The sequence below is a fragment of the Brevibacillus sp. SAFN-007a genome, assembly GCF_051967035.1.
Taxonomy (GTDB): Bacteria; Bacillota; Bacilli; order Brevibacillales; family Brevibacillaceae; genus Brevibacillus.
In genome coordinates, this window is the sequence record NZ_JBQCKK010000004.1 from 197,308 (window position 1) to 212,938 (window position 15,631).

At 55.3% G+C, this 15,631-nt stretch carries 14 protein-coding genes and 2 tRNA genes; 6 read left to right on the forward strand and 10 right to left on the reverse strand.

The features are described from left to right. Positions 1-100: 100 nt before the first annotated feature. On the forward strand, positions 101-1,564 hold the full coding sequence (gene putP / locus ACTHO6_RS07635; RefSeq protein WP_440240937.1) for a sodium/proline symporter PutP: 1,464 nt from the start codon (positions 101-103) through the stop codon (positions 1,562-1,564). A 162-nt stretch (positions 1,565-1,726) separates the two neighbouring features. Here putP and ACTHO6_RS07640 read toward each other — a convergent pair whose 3' ends face one another. Together ACTHO6_RS07640 and ACTHO6_RS07645 are read right to left on the reverse strand one after the other, a co-directional pair. Continuing rightward, complete coding sequence (locus ACTHO6_RS07640; protein ID WP_440240938.1) at positions 1,727-3,694, reverse strand: dynamin family protein; 1,968 nt, start codon at positions 3,692-3,694, stop codon at positions 1,727-1,729. After that, a complete protein-coding gene (locus tag ACTHO6_RS07645) occupies positions 3,691-5,340 on the reverse strand; it encodes a dynamin family protein (protein ID WP_440240939.1) in 1,650 nt (549 codons plus the stop codon). The genes ACTHO6_RS07640 and ACTHO6_RS07645 overlap by 4 nt, the downstream gene beginning before the upstream one ends. 198 nt (positions 5,341-5,538) lie before the next feature. On the opposite strand from ACTHO6_RS07645, the gene ACTHO6_RS07650 reads away from it, so the two are divergent. From ACTHO6_RS07650 to ACTHO6_RS07665, 4 genes are read left to right on the forward strand one after another with little or no spacing between them, the layout of a single operon-like run. After that, complete coding sequence (locus ACTHO6_RS07650; RefSeq protein WP_440240940.1) at positions 5,539-7,113, forward strand: spore germination protein; 1,575 nt, start codon at positions 5,539-5,541, stop codon at positions 7,111-7,113. Beyond that, positions 7,110-8,216: a GerAB/ArcD/ProY family transporter gene (locus ACTHO6_RS07655; RefSeq protein ID WP_440240941.1), complete on the forward strand. Its 1,107-nt coding sequence runs from the start codon at positions 7,110-7,112 to the stop codon at positions 8,214-8,216. The genes ACTHO6_RS07650 and ACTHO6_RS07655 overlap by 4 nt, the downstream gene beginning before the upstream one ends. After that, a complete protein-coding gene (locus tag ACTHO6_RS07660) occupies positions 8,209-9,438 on the forward strand; it encodes a Ger(x)C family spore germination protein (protein WP_440240942.1) in 1,230 nt (409 codons plus the stop codon). The genes ACTHO6_RS07655 and ACTHO6_RS07660 overlap by 8 nt, the downstream gene beginning before the upstream one ends. Before the next feature lie 5 nt (positions 9,439-9,443). Beyond that, complete coding sequence (locus ACTHO6_RS07665) at positions 9,444-9,596, forward strand: hypothetical protein (RefSeq protein WP_440240943.1); 153 nt, start codon at positions 9,444-9,446, stop codon at positions 9,594-9,596. A 63-nt stretch (positions 9,597-9,659) separates the two neighbouring features. Here ACTHO6_RS07665 and ACTHO6_RS07670 read toward each other — a convergent pair whose 3' ends face one another. From ACTHO6_RS07670 to ACTHO6_RS07695, 6 genes are all read right to left on the reverse strand, one after another. After that, on the reverse strand, positions 9,660-10,184 hold the full coding sequence (locus ACTHO6_RS07670) for a type 1 glutamine amidotransferase domain-containing protein (protein WP_440240944.1): 525 nt from the start codon (positions 10,182-10,184) through the stop codon (positions 9,660-9,662). Between the two features lie 125 nt (positions 10,185-10,309). Then, positions 10,310-10,392, reverse strand: a tRNA-Leu gene (locus ACTHO6_RS07675). A gap of 16 nt (positions 10,393-10,408) precedes the next feature. Continuing rightward, positions 10,409-10,485, reverse strand: a tRNA-Pro gene (locus ACTHO6_RS07680). Positions 10,486-10,601: 116 nt separating this feature from the next. Continuing rightward, positions 10,602-11,624: an anti sigma factor C-terminal domain-containing protein gene (locus ACTHO6_RS07685; protein ID WP_440240946.1), complete on the reverse strand. Its 1,023-nt coding sequence runs from the start codon at positions 11,622-11,624 to the stop codon at positions 10,602-10,604. Further along, positions 11,614-12,138 (reverse strand): RNA polymerase sigma factor, encoded by a 525-nt coding sequence (locus ACTHO6_RS07690; RefSeq protein ID WP_440240948.1) that lies wholly within the window; start codon positions 12,136-12,138, stop codon positions 11,614-11,616. Before ACTHO6_RS07690 ends, ACTHO6_RS07685 begins: the two co-directional genes overlap by 11 nt. 105 nt (positions 12,139-12,243) lie before the next feature. After that, positions 12,244-12,756 (reverse strand): hypothetical protein, encoded by a 513-nt coding sequence (locus ACTHO6_RS07695; RefSeq protein ID WP_440240949.1) that lies wholly within the window; start codon positions 12,754-12,756, stop codon positions 12,244-12,246. Between the two features lie 171 nt (positions 12,757-12,927). Here ACTHO6_RS07695 and fosB point away from each other — a divergent pair, with 171 nt between their 5' ends. Further along, complete coding sequence (fosB, locus tag ACTHO6_RS07700) at positions 12,928-13,353, forward strand: metallothiol transferase FosB (protein ID WP_440240951.1); 426 nt, start codon at positions 12,928-12,930, stop codon at positions 13,351-13,353. 124 nt (positions 13,354-13,477) lie between these two features. Here the strand turns inward: fosB and ACTHO6_RS07705 are convergent, their stop codons facing one another. Continuing rightward, on the reverse strand, positions 13,478-14,785 hold the full coding sequence (locus tag ACTHO6_RS07705; protein ID WP_440240952.1) for a nucleobase:cation symporter-2 family protein: 1,308 nt from the start codon (positions 14,783-14,785) through the stop codon (positions 13,478-13,480). 26 nt (positions 14,786-14,811) lie between these two features. After that, entirely contained in the window at positions 14,812-15,402 is a 591-nt protein-coding gene (locus tag ACTHO6_RS07710) for a xanthine phosphoribosyltransferase (protein WP_440240953.1), read from the reverse strand. Positions 15,403-15,631: the final 229 nt, after the last annotated feature.

Consider the following 15,631-nt stretch of genomic DNA (forward strand, 5'->3'; position numbering starts at 1 on the left):
ATTTTCTGTGTTTTAATATAGATTTTCATACTTGGGCATGATATTGTGTAAGACGTTACTATTTATTTATATTAAAAAATACTTACAAGAGGTGCTATCCATGAATATGCTGCTCACGTCCATTATTGTGTACATGGTAGGCATGCTGCTCATCGGCTACTATGCCTACAAGCGTACCTCCAACTTGAGTGACTACATGCTTGGCGGCAGGTCGCTCGGACCAACTGTAACCGCTCTCAGCGCTGGCGCCGCCGACATGAGCGGCTGGCTGATGATGGGATTGCCGGGTGCGATGTATGCCACGGGTATTAGCGCATCCTGGATCGCCATCGGCCTGACGCTCGGCGCGTATGCCAACTGGCTGTATGTGGCACCGCGTCTGCGTACGTACACGGAAGTAGCCAACAACTCCATTACGATTCCGGCTTACCTGGAAAACCGCTTTGGCGATGGCTCCCGAATCCTGCGCCTCGTCTCTGCCCTTGTCATCATGGTCTTCTTTACGTTTTACGTCTCGTCCGGCCTCGTCTCCGGCGGTGTCCTGTTTGAAAACACGTTTAACATGGACTACCAAACAGGCTTGTGGATCGTTGGCTTAGTTACTATCGCGTACACGCTGTTTGGCGGATTCCTCGCCGTAAGCTGGACCGATGCGGTGCAAGGACTGATTATGGTGATCGCACTCGTCATGGTGCCGGTCGTGACCATCCTGACCGTTGGCGGTGTGGGTGAAACATTTACGACCATTCGCTCGGTTGATCCGTCCCTGCTCGATATTTTCAAAGGAACAAGCCTACTTGGGATTATTTCCCTGTTCGCCTGGGGGCTCGGCTACTTCGGACAGCCGCACATTATCGTCCGCTTTATGGCGATTACTTCCATAAAGGAAATTAAGAAAGCGCGTACAATTGGAATGAGCTGGATGATTTTCTCCGTAGCTGGCGCCATGTTTACCGGATTGATCGGGATTGCGCTGTACGCGAAGCAAGGCTGGACGATTGCCGATCCGGAAACGATCTTTATTCAGCTCGGTACCGTGCTGTTCCACCCGCTCATCACCGGCTTTTTGCTCGCTGCGATTTTGGCTGCAATCATGAGTACCGTTTCTTCCCAGCTGCTCGTAACCTCCAGCTCGCTGACGGAAGACATTTTCAAAACGTTTCTCAAGCGCTCGGCGTCGGATAAAGAGCTGGTCTTCATCGGCCGCCTCTCCGTCCTGATCGTCGCCGTCATCGCCTTCCTGCTGGCACTTGACAAAAACGATACAATCCTCGATCTTGTCGGATACGCCTGGGCTGGATTCGGTGCTTCGTTCGGTCCGGTAGTCCTCTTGTCCCTCTACTGGAAGCGGATGAACAAATGGGGCGCACTGGCCGGTATGATCGCCGGAGCCATCACCGTTATCGTCTGGACACGCTTCGATGTGCTGAAGGACTTCCTGTATGAAATGGTGCCGGGCTTCGCTGCCAGCTTGCTTGCCATCCTGATCGTCAGCAAGCTGACCAGCGAACCGCCTAAAGAAGTAGCCGACCAGTTTGACCAGTACCAAAAAGCAAGCAAATAAAACTGACCCAAGCCAAAACCGCCCATGCTTTGCCTTTCGTGCAAATGCCTGGGCGGTTTTTTCGTTGCTTTCGCTTCTTCTCTGAACAAAAAAGGCAGCCACGCCCGTCCCTTGCCTGACGAAAAGCGTGCGCTGCCTTTTTTCTCTTGCGTCCCAAAGCCGTTATTCCAGCTCCGCTGCCACGCGGCTTACCTTCGCTCCCAGTTCTTCCAGGTCGACGGTCATGTCCAGCGCGGCAAACAGCCCCGTGAAGTATTCGTTAATCTGCTCGACGACCCGGTTCCGTTCTGTCGCGACCAGCTCGTTGAACAGCGCGCTGAACTGCTCGCCCAGTTGTTCGCTTCCGGTCGCGACGTAAGCGGCTACCGGCTCCTGCATGCGTTTTTCCAGCTCTTCGCGCAGCTTCAGTTTGCCGTCCTGCTCAAAAAAGTCTTTCGTATTTTTAAACAGTCCAAGCGCGGGCTGGAATGCCTCGACAGACACCGGCAATTCCTCGGCAAAAGGAAGCGTCTCTACCTGGCGCGGCTGGTACGGTGCCAGCGTCAAGCCTGCTGCGTAGGCGTGCACGTCTTTTTGCCACGCCGCAACGAGCGCGGCTCCCTGCTTGCTTAGAAACTTTTCCAGGCGCAGTGTGGTCGCCCGCAGCTCCTGTGCCAGATCGTAGCTGATCGAGCGCAAAAGATCGGTCAGGCAGCTTTGGAGCGCCTGCTTCATGCTGCGCCCGTCCTCCTTGAGAACCGCCGGGTTAAAGGCGAGGTTGAACAGCTCGTTAAAGCGGAAAAACAGCCGCTGCTTGACGTAGTAGAGCAGCTCCTCGCGCTCTTTTGCCAGATCGCGCTCGTACGAGGCGGTAGACAGAGCCGCTACCGCAGCCAGCGCATCGGACTGGGCTTTGCTCGCCGCTTCCTTGCGGGCGAGGCGCTCGTCTTCGCCGGACTGGGCCATCCGCATGAACTCGGTCAACGTGTCGTAAGCACGGCGGATTTCGCCCATCGCCGCGTTCACGGCAATCTGCGTCAGCTCGTCAATCGTAAACCGGAGAAACGCTGTTTCGAAAGCAGCCATGCCCGACAGCCTGAACGCTTCCTCTGCCGGCATGAGCGGCGCGTCTTCTGGCGTTTGCGTGCGCTGGCGGTATACTTTTTCTGCCGATGCAGCCAGCTTGCCTTTTTCATACATGCGTGCCAAAAGCGCGGTCTGGCTGGATACCGGATAAATGCGCGGCAGCCGAATGCCGCAAGCGAGCAGGTTTTTCTCTACGTGCGCCATGACGCCCTGCAGCTCCTCCTCCGAAGCAGCGAGGTCGGCCGCATTGACGATGAAAAACATTTTGTCCATCTCGAACGTGTCTTTGACCCGGCCCATTTGCAGCAAAAACTCGCGGTCCGCCTGGGAAAACGCGTGGTTGTAGTACGTGACGAACAGGACAGCGTCCGCGTTTTTCATGTATTCAAACGCCACACCCGTATGGCGGGCGTTGATGGAATCCGCCCCTGGCGTGTCGACCAGCACGATGCCCTGATCGGTGAGCGGGCACGAGTAGAACAGCTCGATGTATTCGGCAAAGCACGCTTTCTCTTCCTTGGCGACAAAGCTTTTGAACGCTTGCATGTCCACGATCAGCTCTCCGCCGAGATGAGCGTCCATCTCGGGAAGTCCTTTGGTGACGGCTTTCAAAAAGGTGTAGTGCGGTTTCGCGGTCGGCGGAATTTGCGCCACGTCAATGTTGTTCAACTCGGCCAGCGCGCCTTCCAGACTTGCGGCATGCAGCCCGAAGACAGCGAGCGAGCGCAGAACGTCCTGCTCCACCGCGTCTCTTTCTTTCAGCACGACGCGCACCGTGCCGTGCGGACGCTCCGCGCTTGGCGGCATGATTTTGTTGATCGCCGCCGTCGTCGGGTTCGGCGATACAGGCAGGACGAGATCGCCCATCAACGCATTGGCAAAAGAAGATTTTCCGGCACTGAACGCGCCGAACAAGGCGACCGTGAAGCGGTTGGCGGTCAGGCGCTCTGCCCGCTCCCGCATCGCCTGCGCCTGTTGTTGCATCCCTGGTACGGTAACAATTTCGTGGCTTGCGCGGCGGAGTCGCTCTGCCGCCGCCACAAGCTTGTCTCGTAGCTGATTCATGATTCCGATTCTCCTTCACGCATGATTGCCTGCAATCGTTCTCTCGTGTTTTCTTCGCTCGCGGTGAGGCTTGCAAGCTGCTCATGCAGCGAGGCCATCTCGCGCAGGACGCCAAGGCGCTCGAGCTGTGCCGCGCTCTCCTTTTCGCTCTGGCTCTCCAGGCGTCCGACGACTTCCTCGATAAACAGAAGACCCGCGCGTCTGTACTCCAGCTTGATCGCGTTCGCCACGTCTGTACAGTAATTCATCACATACTCGCGGGAAGCCGCCCCGTCCTTGATGTGCTTGGCCAGGAACTCGCCCGTAATCGCGATCTCGGTCGCATGGACGCGCGCATGGTACTCCTCGTCGCGGATGTCATGCGCTTGCAGTTGCTTGCTCATCAGTTCCTTGAAATGGAAGTCGAGATTGCCCGCCACTTTTTCGCGGAACTCGGCCAACAGCGCTTCCTCGCGGCGCTGGCGCTCTTCCTCGGTCTTTTTCCCGGCGAACAAAAAGCCCACCTTGAAGCCAGGCTTGCGGCTCTCCAGATAGCTCGCTGCCGCTTCGTTCGTGCTGTAGTAGGTCAGCCGGGCGTTGTCGAGCAAGGAGCCCAACTCTTTTTCCATCTGGGCGCGCGCTTCCGCTGTGCGGTTTTTCAGCGCCTCCATGCGCGCCTCTGCCTGGGCAAGCGCGGTGGACACCGCTTGCGCATCCCCGCTGTCTACATCGGCCAGCTCCAGGCTGTCCAGTTTGCTTGCCAGCTCCTGACGCTTGGAGGCATGGCCGGCCTTTACCGACTGGACGTGCTCCTCGATCAGATGCTCCGCTGCGTGACGAACGCTCTTGCCGACCAGCTCCTCTCGCCCTGCGATCAGCGCCAGCAGCTTTTGGCGAAACTCGGCATACTGGTTCTCGGGGTGGTCAGGCTCCGCGAGCGACGTGTAAAAAATGCCGTCCGGATGAATGTTCCAGGTCGCAAACGCCTCTTCCACACTCTCCTTGTAGCTTTCAAAATCAAGCTCAAAGTCAATGTGCTTGTCAATCATGTTCACAACCAGATAGACCGGCTTGCCGCGATCCTTCAAGGTTTTCGTAAAGTTGAAGTTCTCTTCCGCCTGGACGTGGTTGTAATCCATCATGTAAATGACGACGTCCGCCAGGTGCAGCGCGGATTCCGTGGCGATTTTGTGCGCGGCGTCCGTCGAGTCGATCCCCGGCGTGTCGAGCAGGCTGGAACGCTCGTCGAGCAGCGTTCCCGGATAGGTGACCTCCACCCACTCCACGCTGTCTCCATCCACGGCGAACTGCTTGAGCTTCTCCATCTCCGTATCCGGATCAAACGTCACCACGTCGCCCTGCATCGTATAGACGCGAGCGGCTTTTTCGCCCCCGCGAATCTTCACGACATTGGCGCTGGTCGGAATCGGATTGGAGGGCAAAAGGCCAACTCCCAGAAGCGTATTGATCATCGTGGACTTCCCTGCGGAAAAGTGTCCACAGAAGGCGATATTCAGCTCGGCTTTCCGCGTTTTTTCAGCCAGCTGCCTCAGTTTGGCAGGCGTCGCTGCGTCTCCCTGCTCCTCCATGGCTTGCGCCAGCTTCTCCCACGTGTGCGCGAGTCTCGAAAAGTCTGTTTCCCGAACCAAAACTTGGCTGTCAAGCACTACGATTTCACCCTTCCTCCGTCTTTCCTACTCTCTCTACTACTCTCTATTCTACCATGCCGAATGTATCATACCTCATAGGGTTGTTCAATTCTTTGTGCGAAAGTTTGTCGTGGAACTTTCCTTTCGCATAAATTCCTTGGTTCTGGAAAAAATCACTGTAACATGCGAATTGCACTTTGATCGGGAGGGACTTCCATGATGCGCAAATTTTTCGCCCAGCGACGCAAAACGAAAACCTCTCCCCTCGCGCAGCACATGCAGCAACCACCCATACCCGATATCCCGCTATCCATCCATTTGCAGGAAAATCTGGAGCGATTCCGAACGTTGCTCGGCAATCCTCACGATTTGTTGATTCGCACGTTTTTGATCGGCAACACCAACCATTCGTGCGCCGTCATCGCCATCGACGGCTTGGCCAATGCGCATATGCTCCATGCGCAGGTACTGGGTCATATTCAGTTGATGATCTCGACGGCAGAAAAAGTCGTTCCCACTGAACCCGAGGCGATCCTCAACCTCCTTTATGAAGAAGTCTTATCCGTTGTCGAGATCAAAAAAGAGACGTCATTTCTGGCTGCTCTGGATTGTATTTTGTCCGGCGATACCGCTCTTTTTGTCGACGGCTCCAGCGAAATCATCCTCATCGACAGCAAAGGCTGGAAGTCCAGAGCCATCGAGGAGCCGGTCTCCGAGGGACTCGTGCGCGGCCCACGCGACGGCTTCACCGAAAACATCCGGGACAATACGGTACTTATTCGCAGAAGGGTAAAAGACCCTAACCTGCGCTTTGACAGCACCCTGGTAGGAAAGCGCAGCAAAACCGAGCTGATTATCGCCTACATCGACAATATCGTGGATCATGATTTGGTCAGGGAGGTCCACCGCCGGATCGCTACCATCGACATTGACGAAGTCGAGGAATCAGGGTTTATCGAGCAGTGGATCGAAGACGATTTTCTCTCGCCTTTCCCCCAGGTGCACAATACCGAGCGCCCGGACAAGGTCAGCGCCGCTCTCTTTCAGGGACGTGTCGCGGTCATGCTGGACGGCACTCCGATGGTGCTGATCCTTCCTGTCACGCTCGGTCTGCTCATGCACTCTCCCGAGGACTACTACGAGCGCTGGATTGTCGGCACGCTGGCACGGATGTTGCGCTATTTGGCCGCTTTTTTCGCCGTTTTCTCGCCCTCTCTCTACATTGCGCTGGTTACGTTTCATCCTGGCTTGATTCCATCTGATCTCGCGTTCTCCATTGCTGCGACGCGAGACGGCGTTCCGTTTCCCGCCTTCGTGGAATCGATCATGATGATTACGACGATGGAGCTGTTGCAGGAGGCGGGGTTGCGGCTCCCCAAACCGATTGGACAGACGGTCGGCATCGTCGGCGGTCTTGTCATCGGGGACGCTGCCGTATCGGCCGGGATCGTCAGCCCGGTCATGGTCATCGTAGTAGCGCTGACAGCCATTTCGTCCTTCGCCATTCCGTCCTACCACCTGGCGATTGCGTTTCGCATGGTCCGCTTTTTCGCCATGTTTACCGCGGCCATCTTCGGTCTGTATGGCGTTGTGCTGAGCCTGATTGCCATCATGATTCACCTGTCCAATTTGACGAGCATCGGGCATCCGTATCTAGCTCCGTTTGCCCCACAAATGCCCAGAGACTGGAAGGATTTGATTTTGCGCGCGCCTGTCACCTTTCTAAAGGATCGACCAAAAGTCCTGCATCCGGAAGATGAAATCAGAATGAGAACAGGGGACCCCAAATGAGTGCACAAACCTTGTCAGATAAAATGCTCAGCAAAAATCATATGGGTATCAACATCGCCGCTGTGACAATCGGTGTTGGAATCCTGACCTTCCCGCGTTCGCTCGCCAAAGCGACCAGCGGCTTTGACGGCTGGATTTCCATCGTCATCAGCGGCCTGATCGCTTTTCTGATCGGATGGCTGCTCGCCAAGCTCGCCGCCCGCTTTCCGCGGCAAACCTTTTTTGAATACACCTCGCTGATCGCGAGCAAACCCGTCGGCTACGTACTGACCCTTCTCGTCAGTCTGTACACGATGCTGTTTGTATCTTTTGAAATTCGCGCGATCGGCAACATCGCCAAGCAATACTTGTTCTACAATACCCCGGTGGAAATGATTACCTTGAGCTTTTTGTTGATCGTCCAATACGCCGTAGCAGGCTCCCGCATCTCCATGCTCAGGCTGAACCTGTTGTTTTTGCCCGTCGTGCTGATCGTGATGTTTTTCGTCCTGCTGTTTACCTCCCAGCTCATTGAAATCGAAAATATCCGTCCCTTCTTCTCCTCCAGCTGGAAGGCCTTGCTGGACGGCTCTCAGTCGGTGGGGCTTTCGTACTCCGGGTTCGAAATCATCCTCTTCTATACGATGCTGATGAGGAAGCCGACAGACGGAACGAAGGCCATGGCGATCGGGCTGCTCATTCCCGTGGCGCTGTACTTGACCATCTACATTTTCGTCATTGGCGTATTTTCGGCCGAGGTCGCCAAAAACTTGACGTACCCGACAATCGACCTCGCGAAGGAAGTGGAAATTCCCGGCGGTTTTTTTGAACGAGTCGAATCCATCTTTTTCACCATCTGGATCATGACGATTTTCGATACGTGCGTGATGTGGCTCGATGTCACCATTCTCAATTTAACGTCGATGTTTCGCAAGGTAAAAAAAATGGTATGGATCTTGCTGCTGTCGCCGATTATTTATTTCGTGGCCATGGTTCCGCAAAATCTGGTGGACTTCTTTACCTTTGCCGATTACGTGACGTACTTCGGCCTGATTATCGTGTACCTGTGTCCGATCTGCCTGTTGCTGATCGCCATTATACGCGGGGTGAGGGGCCATGAATAAGCGTCTTGTCCTGTCCTGTCTGGTGACACTGCTGTCTGCTTTCGTCTCGGGCTGCTGGGATCAGGTGCAAATCGAAGAGCGCGGTTTCGTCGTCGGTGTCGCCATTGATGCGCCTCGCTCCAAGGATGCCGAGAAGCGGGCCGCCAAGGAAGCTCCGGGAAAACCGCGGGTGAAGGAGCGGTTTCTCGTCACCCACCAGTTGGTTATCCCTGGCGGACTGATCGCCGGCAATCCGAACGGCGGTGGGCAAAACACGACAAACGAAGCGTTCCACAACCTCTCGTCCGAGGGCGATTCCCTCTTTGAGGTGTCACGCGAGCTGGCTACGCGGACCAGTCGTGCCCCATTCTATCAGCATCTCAAGATTCTCGTCATTTCCGAAGAAGTGGCTCGCAAGGATAACAGCTTTGCCAACGCGATGGATTTTCTTTTGCGCGATCCTGACTCCAGACGAAGCAGCCGCGTCTATATTTCCAAAGGACTCGCCAAAAGCATTTTGGAGGTCAAGCCCAAAACCGAGAAGCTGCCCGCTCTCTACATCAACTCGATCGGCGAAAACATCAATAAAAATGCGCGCATGCTTCCGGAAGTCAGAGTGGGAGATGTGCATGAGGAGCTGTTAAACCCGTTCAGCTTCGTCATCCCGCGCGTGCGTGCAGAAGCAAACGAAATCAAAATGGCGGGAAGCGCTATTTTTTCCAATCGCAATCAAATGGTCGGCTTTCTCGGCGAAGAAGAAACAGAGGGCCTGAACTTTTTGACGGGGAATATTAACGGGGGATTGTTAAAAGCCAAAGTGAAAAACGACCTGGTAGTCATGAACATCCAGGGAGCCAAGCGTACCATCCACCAGGATTTGCGCGACAAGCAAAAGTTTCGGTTTACAATCGAAATCGAGTGCGAAGGGATTTTGGCAGAGGCGTTCGCGCTGATGGATTTTTTGAGCAAAGACGAAACGAAAAAGCTGGAGCATGCCTTCGCGAAAGAAATCGAACGGATGTGCCAGGACACGATCCGGAAAGTGCATAAGGAAATGAAAGTCGATGTCATCAAACTGGGCAGCAATATTCGCCAAAAAAACTACGCGTTATGGAAACAGATCCAGAACGATTGGGAAGCCGGACAACGCCTGTACGAAAAGAGCGAAATCCGGGTAGTCGCCAAAGTGTACTTGCGAAATGTCGGCTCGGTCAACCGTTCGGAGAAAGAGGAAGGCAGGTAAGAAGCATGATTAAATATTTGGGCTCGCTGCCCCCGTTTCTCACCTTGGGCGGCTCGGTCCTGGCATTTCTCATCCCGTTTTTGTTTTACAAGCTCAGCAACAAAATCCACGAGTGGGGGGACCCGCCCTGGAAGAACACCAAAAAGCCAAGCTCCTAAAAAAACGGGCACGCCTGGCCCTTTTGCCACAAGCGTGCCTTTTTGCTGCGCCGGGTGCCGGTTTTATTGCTCCGCCAACACATCCGCGAACGCCTTCGCGTACGCCGGCAAATCAGGCGGACGACGGGAACCGACGATGTGGCCGTCGACTACGACCTCTTCATCGACCCAAACCGCACCGGCGTTTTCCATGTCATCCTTGATGCCTGGCGTGGAGGTCGTCTTCACTCCTTGCAAAATTTTGGCCGAGGCGAGCACCCAGCCTGCGTGGCAAATGTGCCCGATCGGCTTTTTCGCCTCGTGCATGGCACGGACAAACGAAAGCACTTCCGGATAGCGGCGAAGCTTGTCCGGCGCCCAGCCGCCCGGCACGAGCACGCCGTCGTACTGCGCCGGATCAAGCTCGCTCAATGCCTTGTCCGTCTCGCACGGCACGCCGTATTTGCCGATGTAGGCGTGTCCCGCTTTCGGCCCTGCCAAATGGACAGTGGCCCCTTCCTCGCGCAACCGCAGCACCGGGTACCACAGCTCCAAATCTTCAAATTCGCTTTCCACAAAGCAGACTACCTGTTTTCCCGCAAGTCTCACGAAATCCGCCTCCTTTTCTCTTATATTGTAATCAGCAGCACGTTTTCGCCGCAAATGAAAAAAGTGAGAAACAGGATTTGCTCGCTGTTCCCCACCTTATAACAAAAACCATATGTATGGATGGCTGGTGCCGGTAGAGGGACTTGAACCCCCACGGTTTCCCTCACGATTTTGAGTCGCGCGCGTCTGCCAATTCCGCCATACCGGCCCGTTCGTGTGCATCATGGTCGGGAAGACAGGATTCGAACCTGCGACCCCTTGGTCCCAAGCCAAGTACTCTACCAAGCTGAGCTACTTCCCGCTTGCTCACACGACGTTGCTCTACTTTGTTCGACAAAATCTGCAAAGTGCCGCAACACTTACGTATTTTACAGGCAAGTCGTCCCAAAATCAAGACCGGATTTTTAAAAAATGTGGCTACCAGTTCCATACGGCAATCCTGCCCAACTGAAAAAAGTGCAGCCCTGGCTCGGCACGCAGCTTCTCCAACTCGCGAATCGGTCCTGTGACGACGGCGCCGTAGACGACGACTCCGTTTTCGCGCAAATAGGCGAGACGCTTGTCGTCATAGACATCGAACTCATCAGGCGCATAGGACTGCATCCATTCCAAATCAGGAATGAGTTGATTGGTCGCCTCCTCCACCGATTCGGACACATCCATCGTCGTCTCGTAGCTCATGCTTCCTCCCTCGCTGTAGTGAACCGCCGGCCTCAGCACCAGGCTCGGGACGTAAACGGTATTGTTACTGCGCACTTGCGTCGGCTGAAACGTCTTCAGCTCGCCTCCGTACACGACCATCTGTAGCACAGACAGATCGTATTTTTCCAGCAGCTTGAAGAGTTGCAGCGGCTCGTACGGCTGCAGCGTGGAAAACGCCATCTCCGCTACGTAGCCGTCCTCCATATGGGCGAGCTGCTCCCACAGCTTGTCCTGCTCCTCGCGCACTTCCAGAGGCTTTTTGCCGAGCAGCGACAGCGGCAGGGCAAAGCGAAACGTTCCATCCCGGTCGTCGAGCTGCTTTTGCTGGTAGCGGATGTCGTACGAAAGCTTGCCCAAGAGCGGCTTTTTGACCGACACCGTACCGACGACCTCTTCCCACTTGCCAAGCTGCTTGTACAGGAGAAGCGTCGTCTCTTGCGTCAGCCAGGGAGACAGCGACACCGGAGTGGGTCCCGACTTGTTCACCTTCAAGCCCGGATAATGCGTCTCGACCAAGGTCGCGGCGTAGCGGACCAGGTCGTCCTCCTTGCCCAGCTTCGCATAGCCGATCTGAATCACCAGCATGTAGAGCATGTACAAAAACCAGATGGCGAGCAATCCTTGCGCCATATTTCTCCACAGCGCAAACCGCGACCGCCAGATCAGGCGTCGCGCCCTTTTTTCGTCCCAGACTATCTCGGACACATCAAGCCTATCGCGCAGCTTGTCATCCTCCATCGTCCATTCCTCCTTCCGCGCGCTTCTCCCACTCGCGAAATTTTTTTCGTGCCCGGTGCAGCGTGACTTTTACCTGATCGAGGCTCATCGCAAGCGTCTCCGCCAGCTCCTGATAGGAAAATTCCTCGATCTCGCGCAGGTAGAGGATCGTCCTCATCCGCTCGGGCAGCTGCTGCAAAATCCACTCTGCCCGCTGCTTGTCCTCTTTTTGGCGATACATCGTTTCCGGCTCATACGTGCGCGAGGACGCGCTGAACAGACGGCGGATGTTTTCCAACATGCTTTTTTCCGACGTTTGTTTGCGCAGCCAGTCGATGTACAAATGCCGCGCCACTTTGTAGAGCCACGCCCGCGCCTGTCGGGCATCCTGAATCGAGAGGGAGAGCATGGCACGGTAAAACGTCTCCTGCAACAGCTCCTCGGCCACCTCGCGCGAACCGCACATCCGGTACAAATAGCGGTACAGCGGCTGCTGGTACGCAGCGAACCATTCGCTCCATCGTTGCGCCTTCATCTCCCACCTCCCTTTTATACAAACGAAGTCAGCCCGAAAATGTTACCACTTCTTGCCTGAAAAATGGGCAGCAGTTCCCTCTGCTCCCTCTCCTGTTACAGGCGGTCACCTTCGCCGGACTCTCCTTCTCACGCGCTTGCATCCCCGCACACAAGGCTTGCAACAGCCGGGCACGATCCGGAAAAACTGTCCAGGCCGATTGAACGGATAGTCCAGCGGGTGGCGGCCTACCACAATCCAGCGCCCATCCGGCTGCTTTTTCAACTGGTAGACGAGAAAAAAGCGGTCGCTCGGATCGAATTGAAACCAGACAGCGAGCGTCACGCACCTATCGCTTTTCTTCAAAATTTGTGATTTGACAATCGGCGCCGCACCGATTCCATCTCCTACCGGAACGGCCAGCTGTCCCTTGATCCGCCTCAGGTCGAGGTTGCCGATCACGCGGTTCGCGAGGCAAGGCGTCATGAACCGGGTCAAAAAGCGGCGAATTTTGGTGATGGATTGAAACCGCTTGGGCAAAATTCTGCCCCGCTCTCCCACTCGCCGCTGCGCCGAAAACACAATGGTCCAAAAAGCCTGCTCCGCCTGCCGGACAACCCCTACCCACTTTTTCTTCATCACGCATTCCTCCCCTCCTACAAAGGTATGCAGCCTGCGGCGCAAAGGGTTGGGCGCGTGTCTTTTCATCAGGATTGCACAAGCCATGGCAAACCGTTGTCTCGCTGACGTACAATCATGTCATCACGAGCAAGCAAGTCACATTCACCTAAAGCGAAAGAGGCGATTGCTATGAAGCCATTGACTGGAATCAACCACTTCCTTTTTTCTGTTTCCGACCTGGAACGTTCTTTTTGTTTTTACCGCGACGTACTCGGCGCCAAGCCGCTCGTTCGCGGCAGAACACTGGCCTACTTCGACTGGAACGGCTATTGGCTGGCGTTGAACGAAGAACGCGACATCCCGCGCAACGAAATTGCTCTGTCCTACACCCATATCGCCTTCTCCGTTGCCGAAGAAGCCTTTGCAGACTGGAAGCGCCATCTGGAGCAGCACGGTGTCCACATTCTCCCCGGCAGAGAGCGCGACGAGCGGGACAAGCGCTCCCTCTATTTCACGGACCCCGACGGGCACAAGTTCGAGCTGCACACAGGCAGCTTGCAGGATCGTCTCGCCTACTATCGGGAAGCAAAGCCACATATGACGTTTTTCGATTGATAATGCTTTCGTTTCATGTGACCTGCCCCTTTTAATAGAAGCGAAAAACCGCCATCCTCTGCACGCTAGCGAGAGAATGGCGGTTCATGTAGGAGGGAAGCTGTCGAAGCTTTGGATACGCCGATCAGGATGCTTCCGAGATCGTGCTGGGAACGGCAGCCTGCTTGACTTTTTTATTCGTATGCACCAGCAAAATGTTCAGCACAACCGCTGTCAGCGAGCCTGTTACGATGCCGTTTTGCAGCATCATTTTCACCATGGTCGGCAGTTGGTCAAACATGCTCGGCACAGCGGCGGAGCCGAGGCCAACCGCGATACTGCAAGCGGCGATCAGCAGGTTTTCATTTTGGCGCAGATCCACCTGCGACAAAATATGGATGCCGGATGCGACAACCATCCCGAACATCGCGATCATCGCGCCGCCCAGTACGGCATTGGGGACCACGGTTGTCAGCGCCGCCAGCTTGGGCAAAAGGCCCAGGACAACCAGCAGGCCGCCAGCCCCGATCATGACGTCGCGGGTCTTGATGCCTGTTAGGGAAACCAGCCCCACGTTTTGCGAAAAGGCGGTATACGGGAACGCGTTGAAAATACCGCCCAGCACAATCGCGATCCCTTCGCCGCGCAAGCCTTTGACCACGTCTTGGTCCGTTACTTTCGTCTCGGTTACTTTTCCGAGCGCAAAATAAACACCTGTCGACTCTGCCATGCTAATGATGTTGACCAGCACCATGGTCAACATCGCCACGATGGAAAATTGCGGCGTGCCGAAGTAAAACGGCTCGACCACGCTGAACCAGGAAGCTTCCGCCACGCTGGCGAAGCTGACCATGCCCATCATGTACGCGGCGACGGTCCCCGCTACAAGGCCGAGCAGGACGGAGATGGCGCGAATAAATCCGGTGAAGAAGCGATTGATAAACAAAATGATAGCCAATGTTCCGAGAGCGAGCAGCAGGTTGCGGGATGAACCGAAGTCCGGCATGCCCTGGCCGCCAGCCGCATTGTTCATCGCCACAGGAATGAGCGACAGACCGATGATGGTCACGACAGAGCCTTGCACCACGGTCGGGAAAAAACGCAGCAGCTTGCCGAACAGCGGAGCCGCCAGGACGACGAACAGACCGGAGACGATAATCGCGCCATAGGCCGTCGCCAGATTGCTCGTAGAGGCAATGGCAATAATCGGCCCGACGGCAGTAAACGTACAACCGAGCACAACCGGGAGACGAATCCCCGTGTAGCGCGTCCCGATGACTTGCAATAGCGTAGCGATCCCGCATGTAAACAAATCGGCCGCGATCAAATAGGCAATCTGCGCAGGCGTCAGGTTCAGGGCTCCGCCAATAATCAGCGGTACGACGACAGCACCCGCGTACATCGCGAGCACGTGCTGCAGACCTAACGTAACGATCTTTTGTTTGGACAGCATGAAAGATTCTCCCCTAGTCATAGGTTTTAGACACGAACAGTTTCCTGTTGAACGAATTGAATGCCTTCCGGAGACATGGACTGGATACGCGCCAAAGACTCAACGCGGACACCCGCTTGCTCCAGCAGCCCGCGGCCTTCCTGGAAGCTTTTCTCGATGACGGCGCCGATTCCGACCAGGTGAGCGTTGGCGTCTTTGATAATCTGGGTCAACCCAATCAGCGCCGCTCCGGTCGCGAGGAAATCGTCCACGATCAGCACGCGGTCATGGGGCGACAAATACTGCTTGGACACGCTGATCTGATACGTTTCCTGACGGGTAAAGGAGTAAACAGGGGCTGCGTACACCTCTTCTGTCTGCGTCACTGCCTTTTTCTTTTTCGCATACACAAAAGGCACACCCAATGCAAACGACGTCGCCAGCGCAAAATGAATCCCGCTCGCCTCAATCGTCAGGACTTTGGTAATGTTCTCGTCGGCAAAAAGCTGGGCGAAACGCTCACCAATCCTCATCGTCAATTGCGGGTCTACCTGATGGTTCAAAAACGCATCCACCTTCAACACGGATGCGGACAGCACCTTGCCGTCTTGCACGATGCGTTCTTGCAATTCTTTCATCTTTTCTTCCTCCTCTATCCACGCTAGCTGTTGGCAGCATACGAGGCTGTCCAACCAGATGGGAACCCTTCGCTTCGCCGGGCTGTGGGGCGAACCTCCGTTTTCCTGTTTGCCGATAGCCATGTCTATCCATTCCATCGACGAAAAAAAATAAAGCCCCGAACGGACAGATCACAGGCATGCTCAGGTACGACTACCACCGCCAAGTGAAACTGTCCCTCAAGGCTTT

What these genes read in the sequence shown, in the direction of transcription:
- ACTHO6_RS07655 (WP_440240941.1), top strand. Translation starts at nt 7,110, where the DNA reads ATGAGTGCACAAACCTTGTCAGATAAAATGCTCAGCAAAAATCATATG.
- ACTHO6_RS07690 (WP_440240948.1), bottom strand. Translation starts at nt 12,138, where the DNA reads ATGAAGGCGCAACGATGGAGCGAATGGTTCGCTGCGTACCAGCAGCCG.
- fosB (WP_440240951.1), top strand. Translation starts at nt 12,928, where the DNA reads ATGAAGCCATTGACTGGAATCAACCACTTCCTTTTTTCTGTTTCCGAC.
- ACTHO6_RS07660 (WP_440240942.1), top strand. Translation starts at nt 8,209, where the DNA reads ATGAATAAGCGTCTTGTCCTGTCCTGTCTGGTGACACTGCTGTCTGCT.
- ACTHO6_RS07665 (WP_440240943.1), top strand. Translation starts at nt 9,444, where the DNA reads ATGATTAAATATTTGGGCTCGCTGCCCCCGTTTCTCACCTTGGGCGGC.
- ACTHO6_RS07705 (WP_440240952.1), bottom strand. Translation starts at nt 14,785, where the DNA reads ATGCTGTCCAAACAAAAGATCGTTACGTTAGGTCTGCAGCACGTGCTC.
- ACTHO6_RS07685 (WP_440240946.1), bottom strand. Translation starts at nt 11,624, where the DNA reads ATGGAGGATGACAAGCTGCGCGATAGGCTTGATGTGTCCGAGATAGTC.
- putP (WP_440240937.1), top strand. Translation starts at nt 101, where the DNA reads ATGAATATGCTGCTCACGTCCATTATTGTGTACATGGTAGGCATGCTG.
- ACTHO6_RS07695 (WP_440240949.1), bottom strand. Translation starts at nt 12,756, where the DNA reads ATGAAGAAAAAGTGGGTAGGGGTTGTCCGGCAGGCGGAGCAGGCTTTT.
- ACTHO6_RS07640 (WP_440240938.1), bottom strand. Translation starts at nt 3,694, where the DNA reads ATGAATCAGCTACGAGACAAGCTTGTGGCGGCGGCAGAGCGACTCCGC.
- ACTHO6_RS07650 (WP_440240940.1), top strand. Translation starts at nt 5,539, where the DNA reads ATGATGCGCAAATTTTTCGCCCAGCGACGCAAAACGAAAACCTCTCCC.
- ACTHO6_RS07710 (WP_440240953.1), bottom strand. Translation starts at nt 15,402, where the DNA reads ATGAAAGAATTGCAAGAACGCATCGTGCAAGACGGCAAGGTGCTGTCC.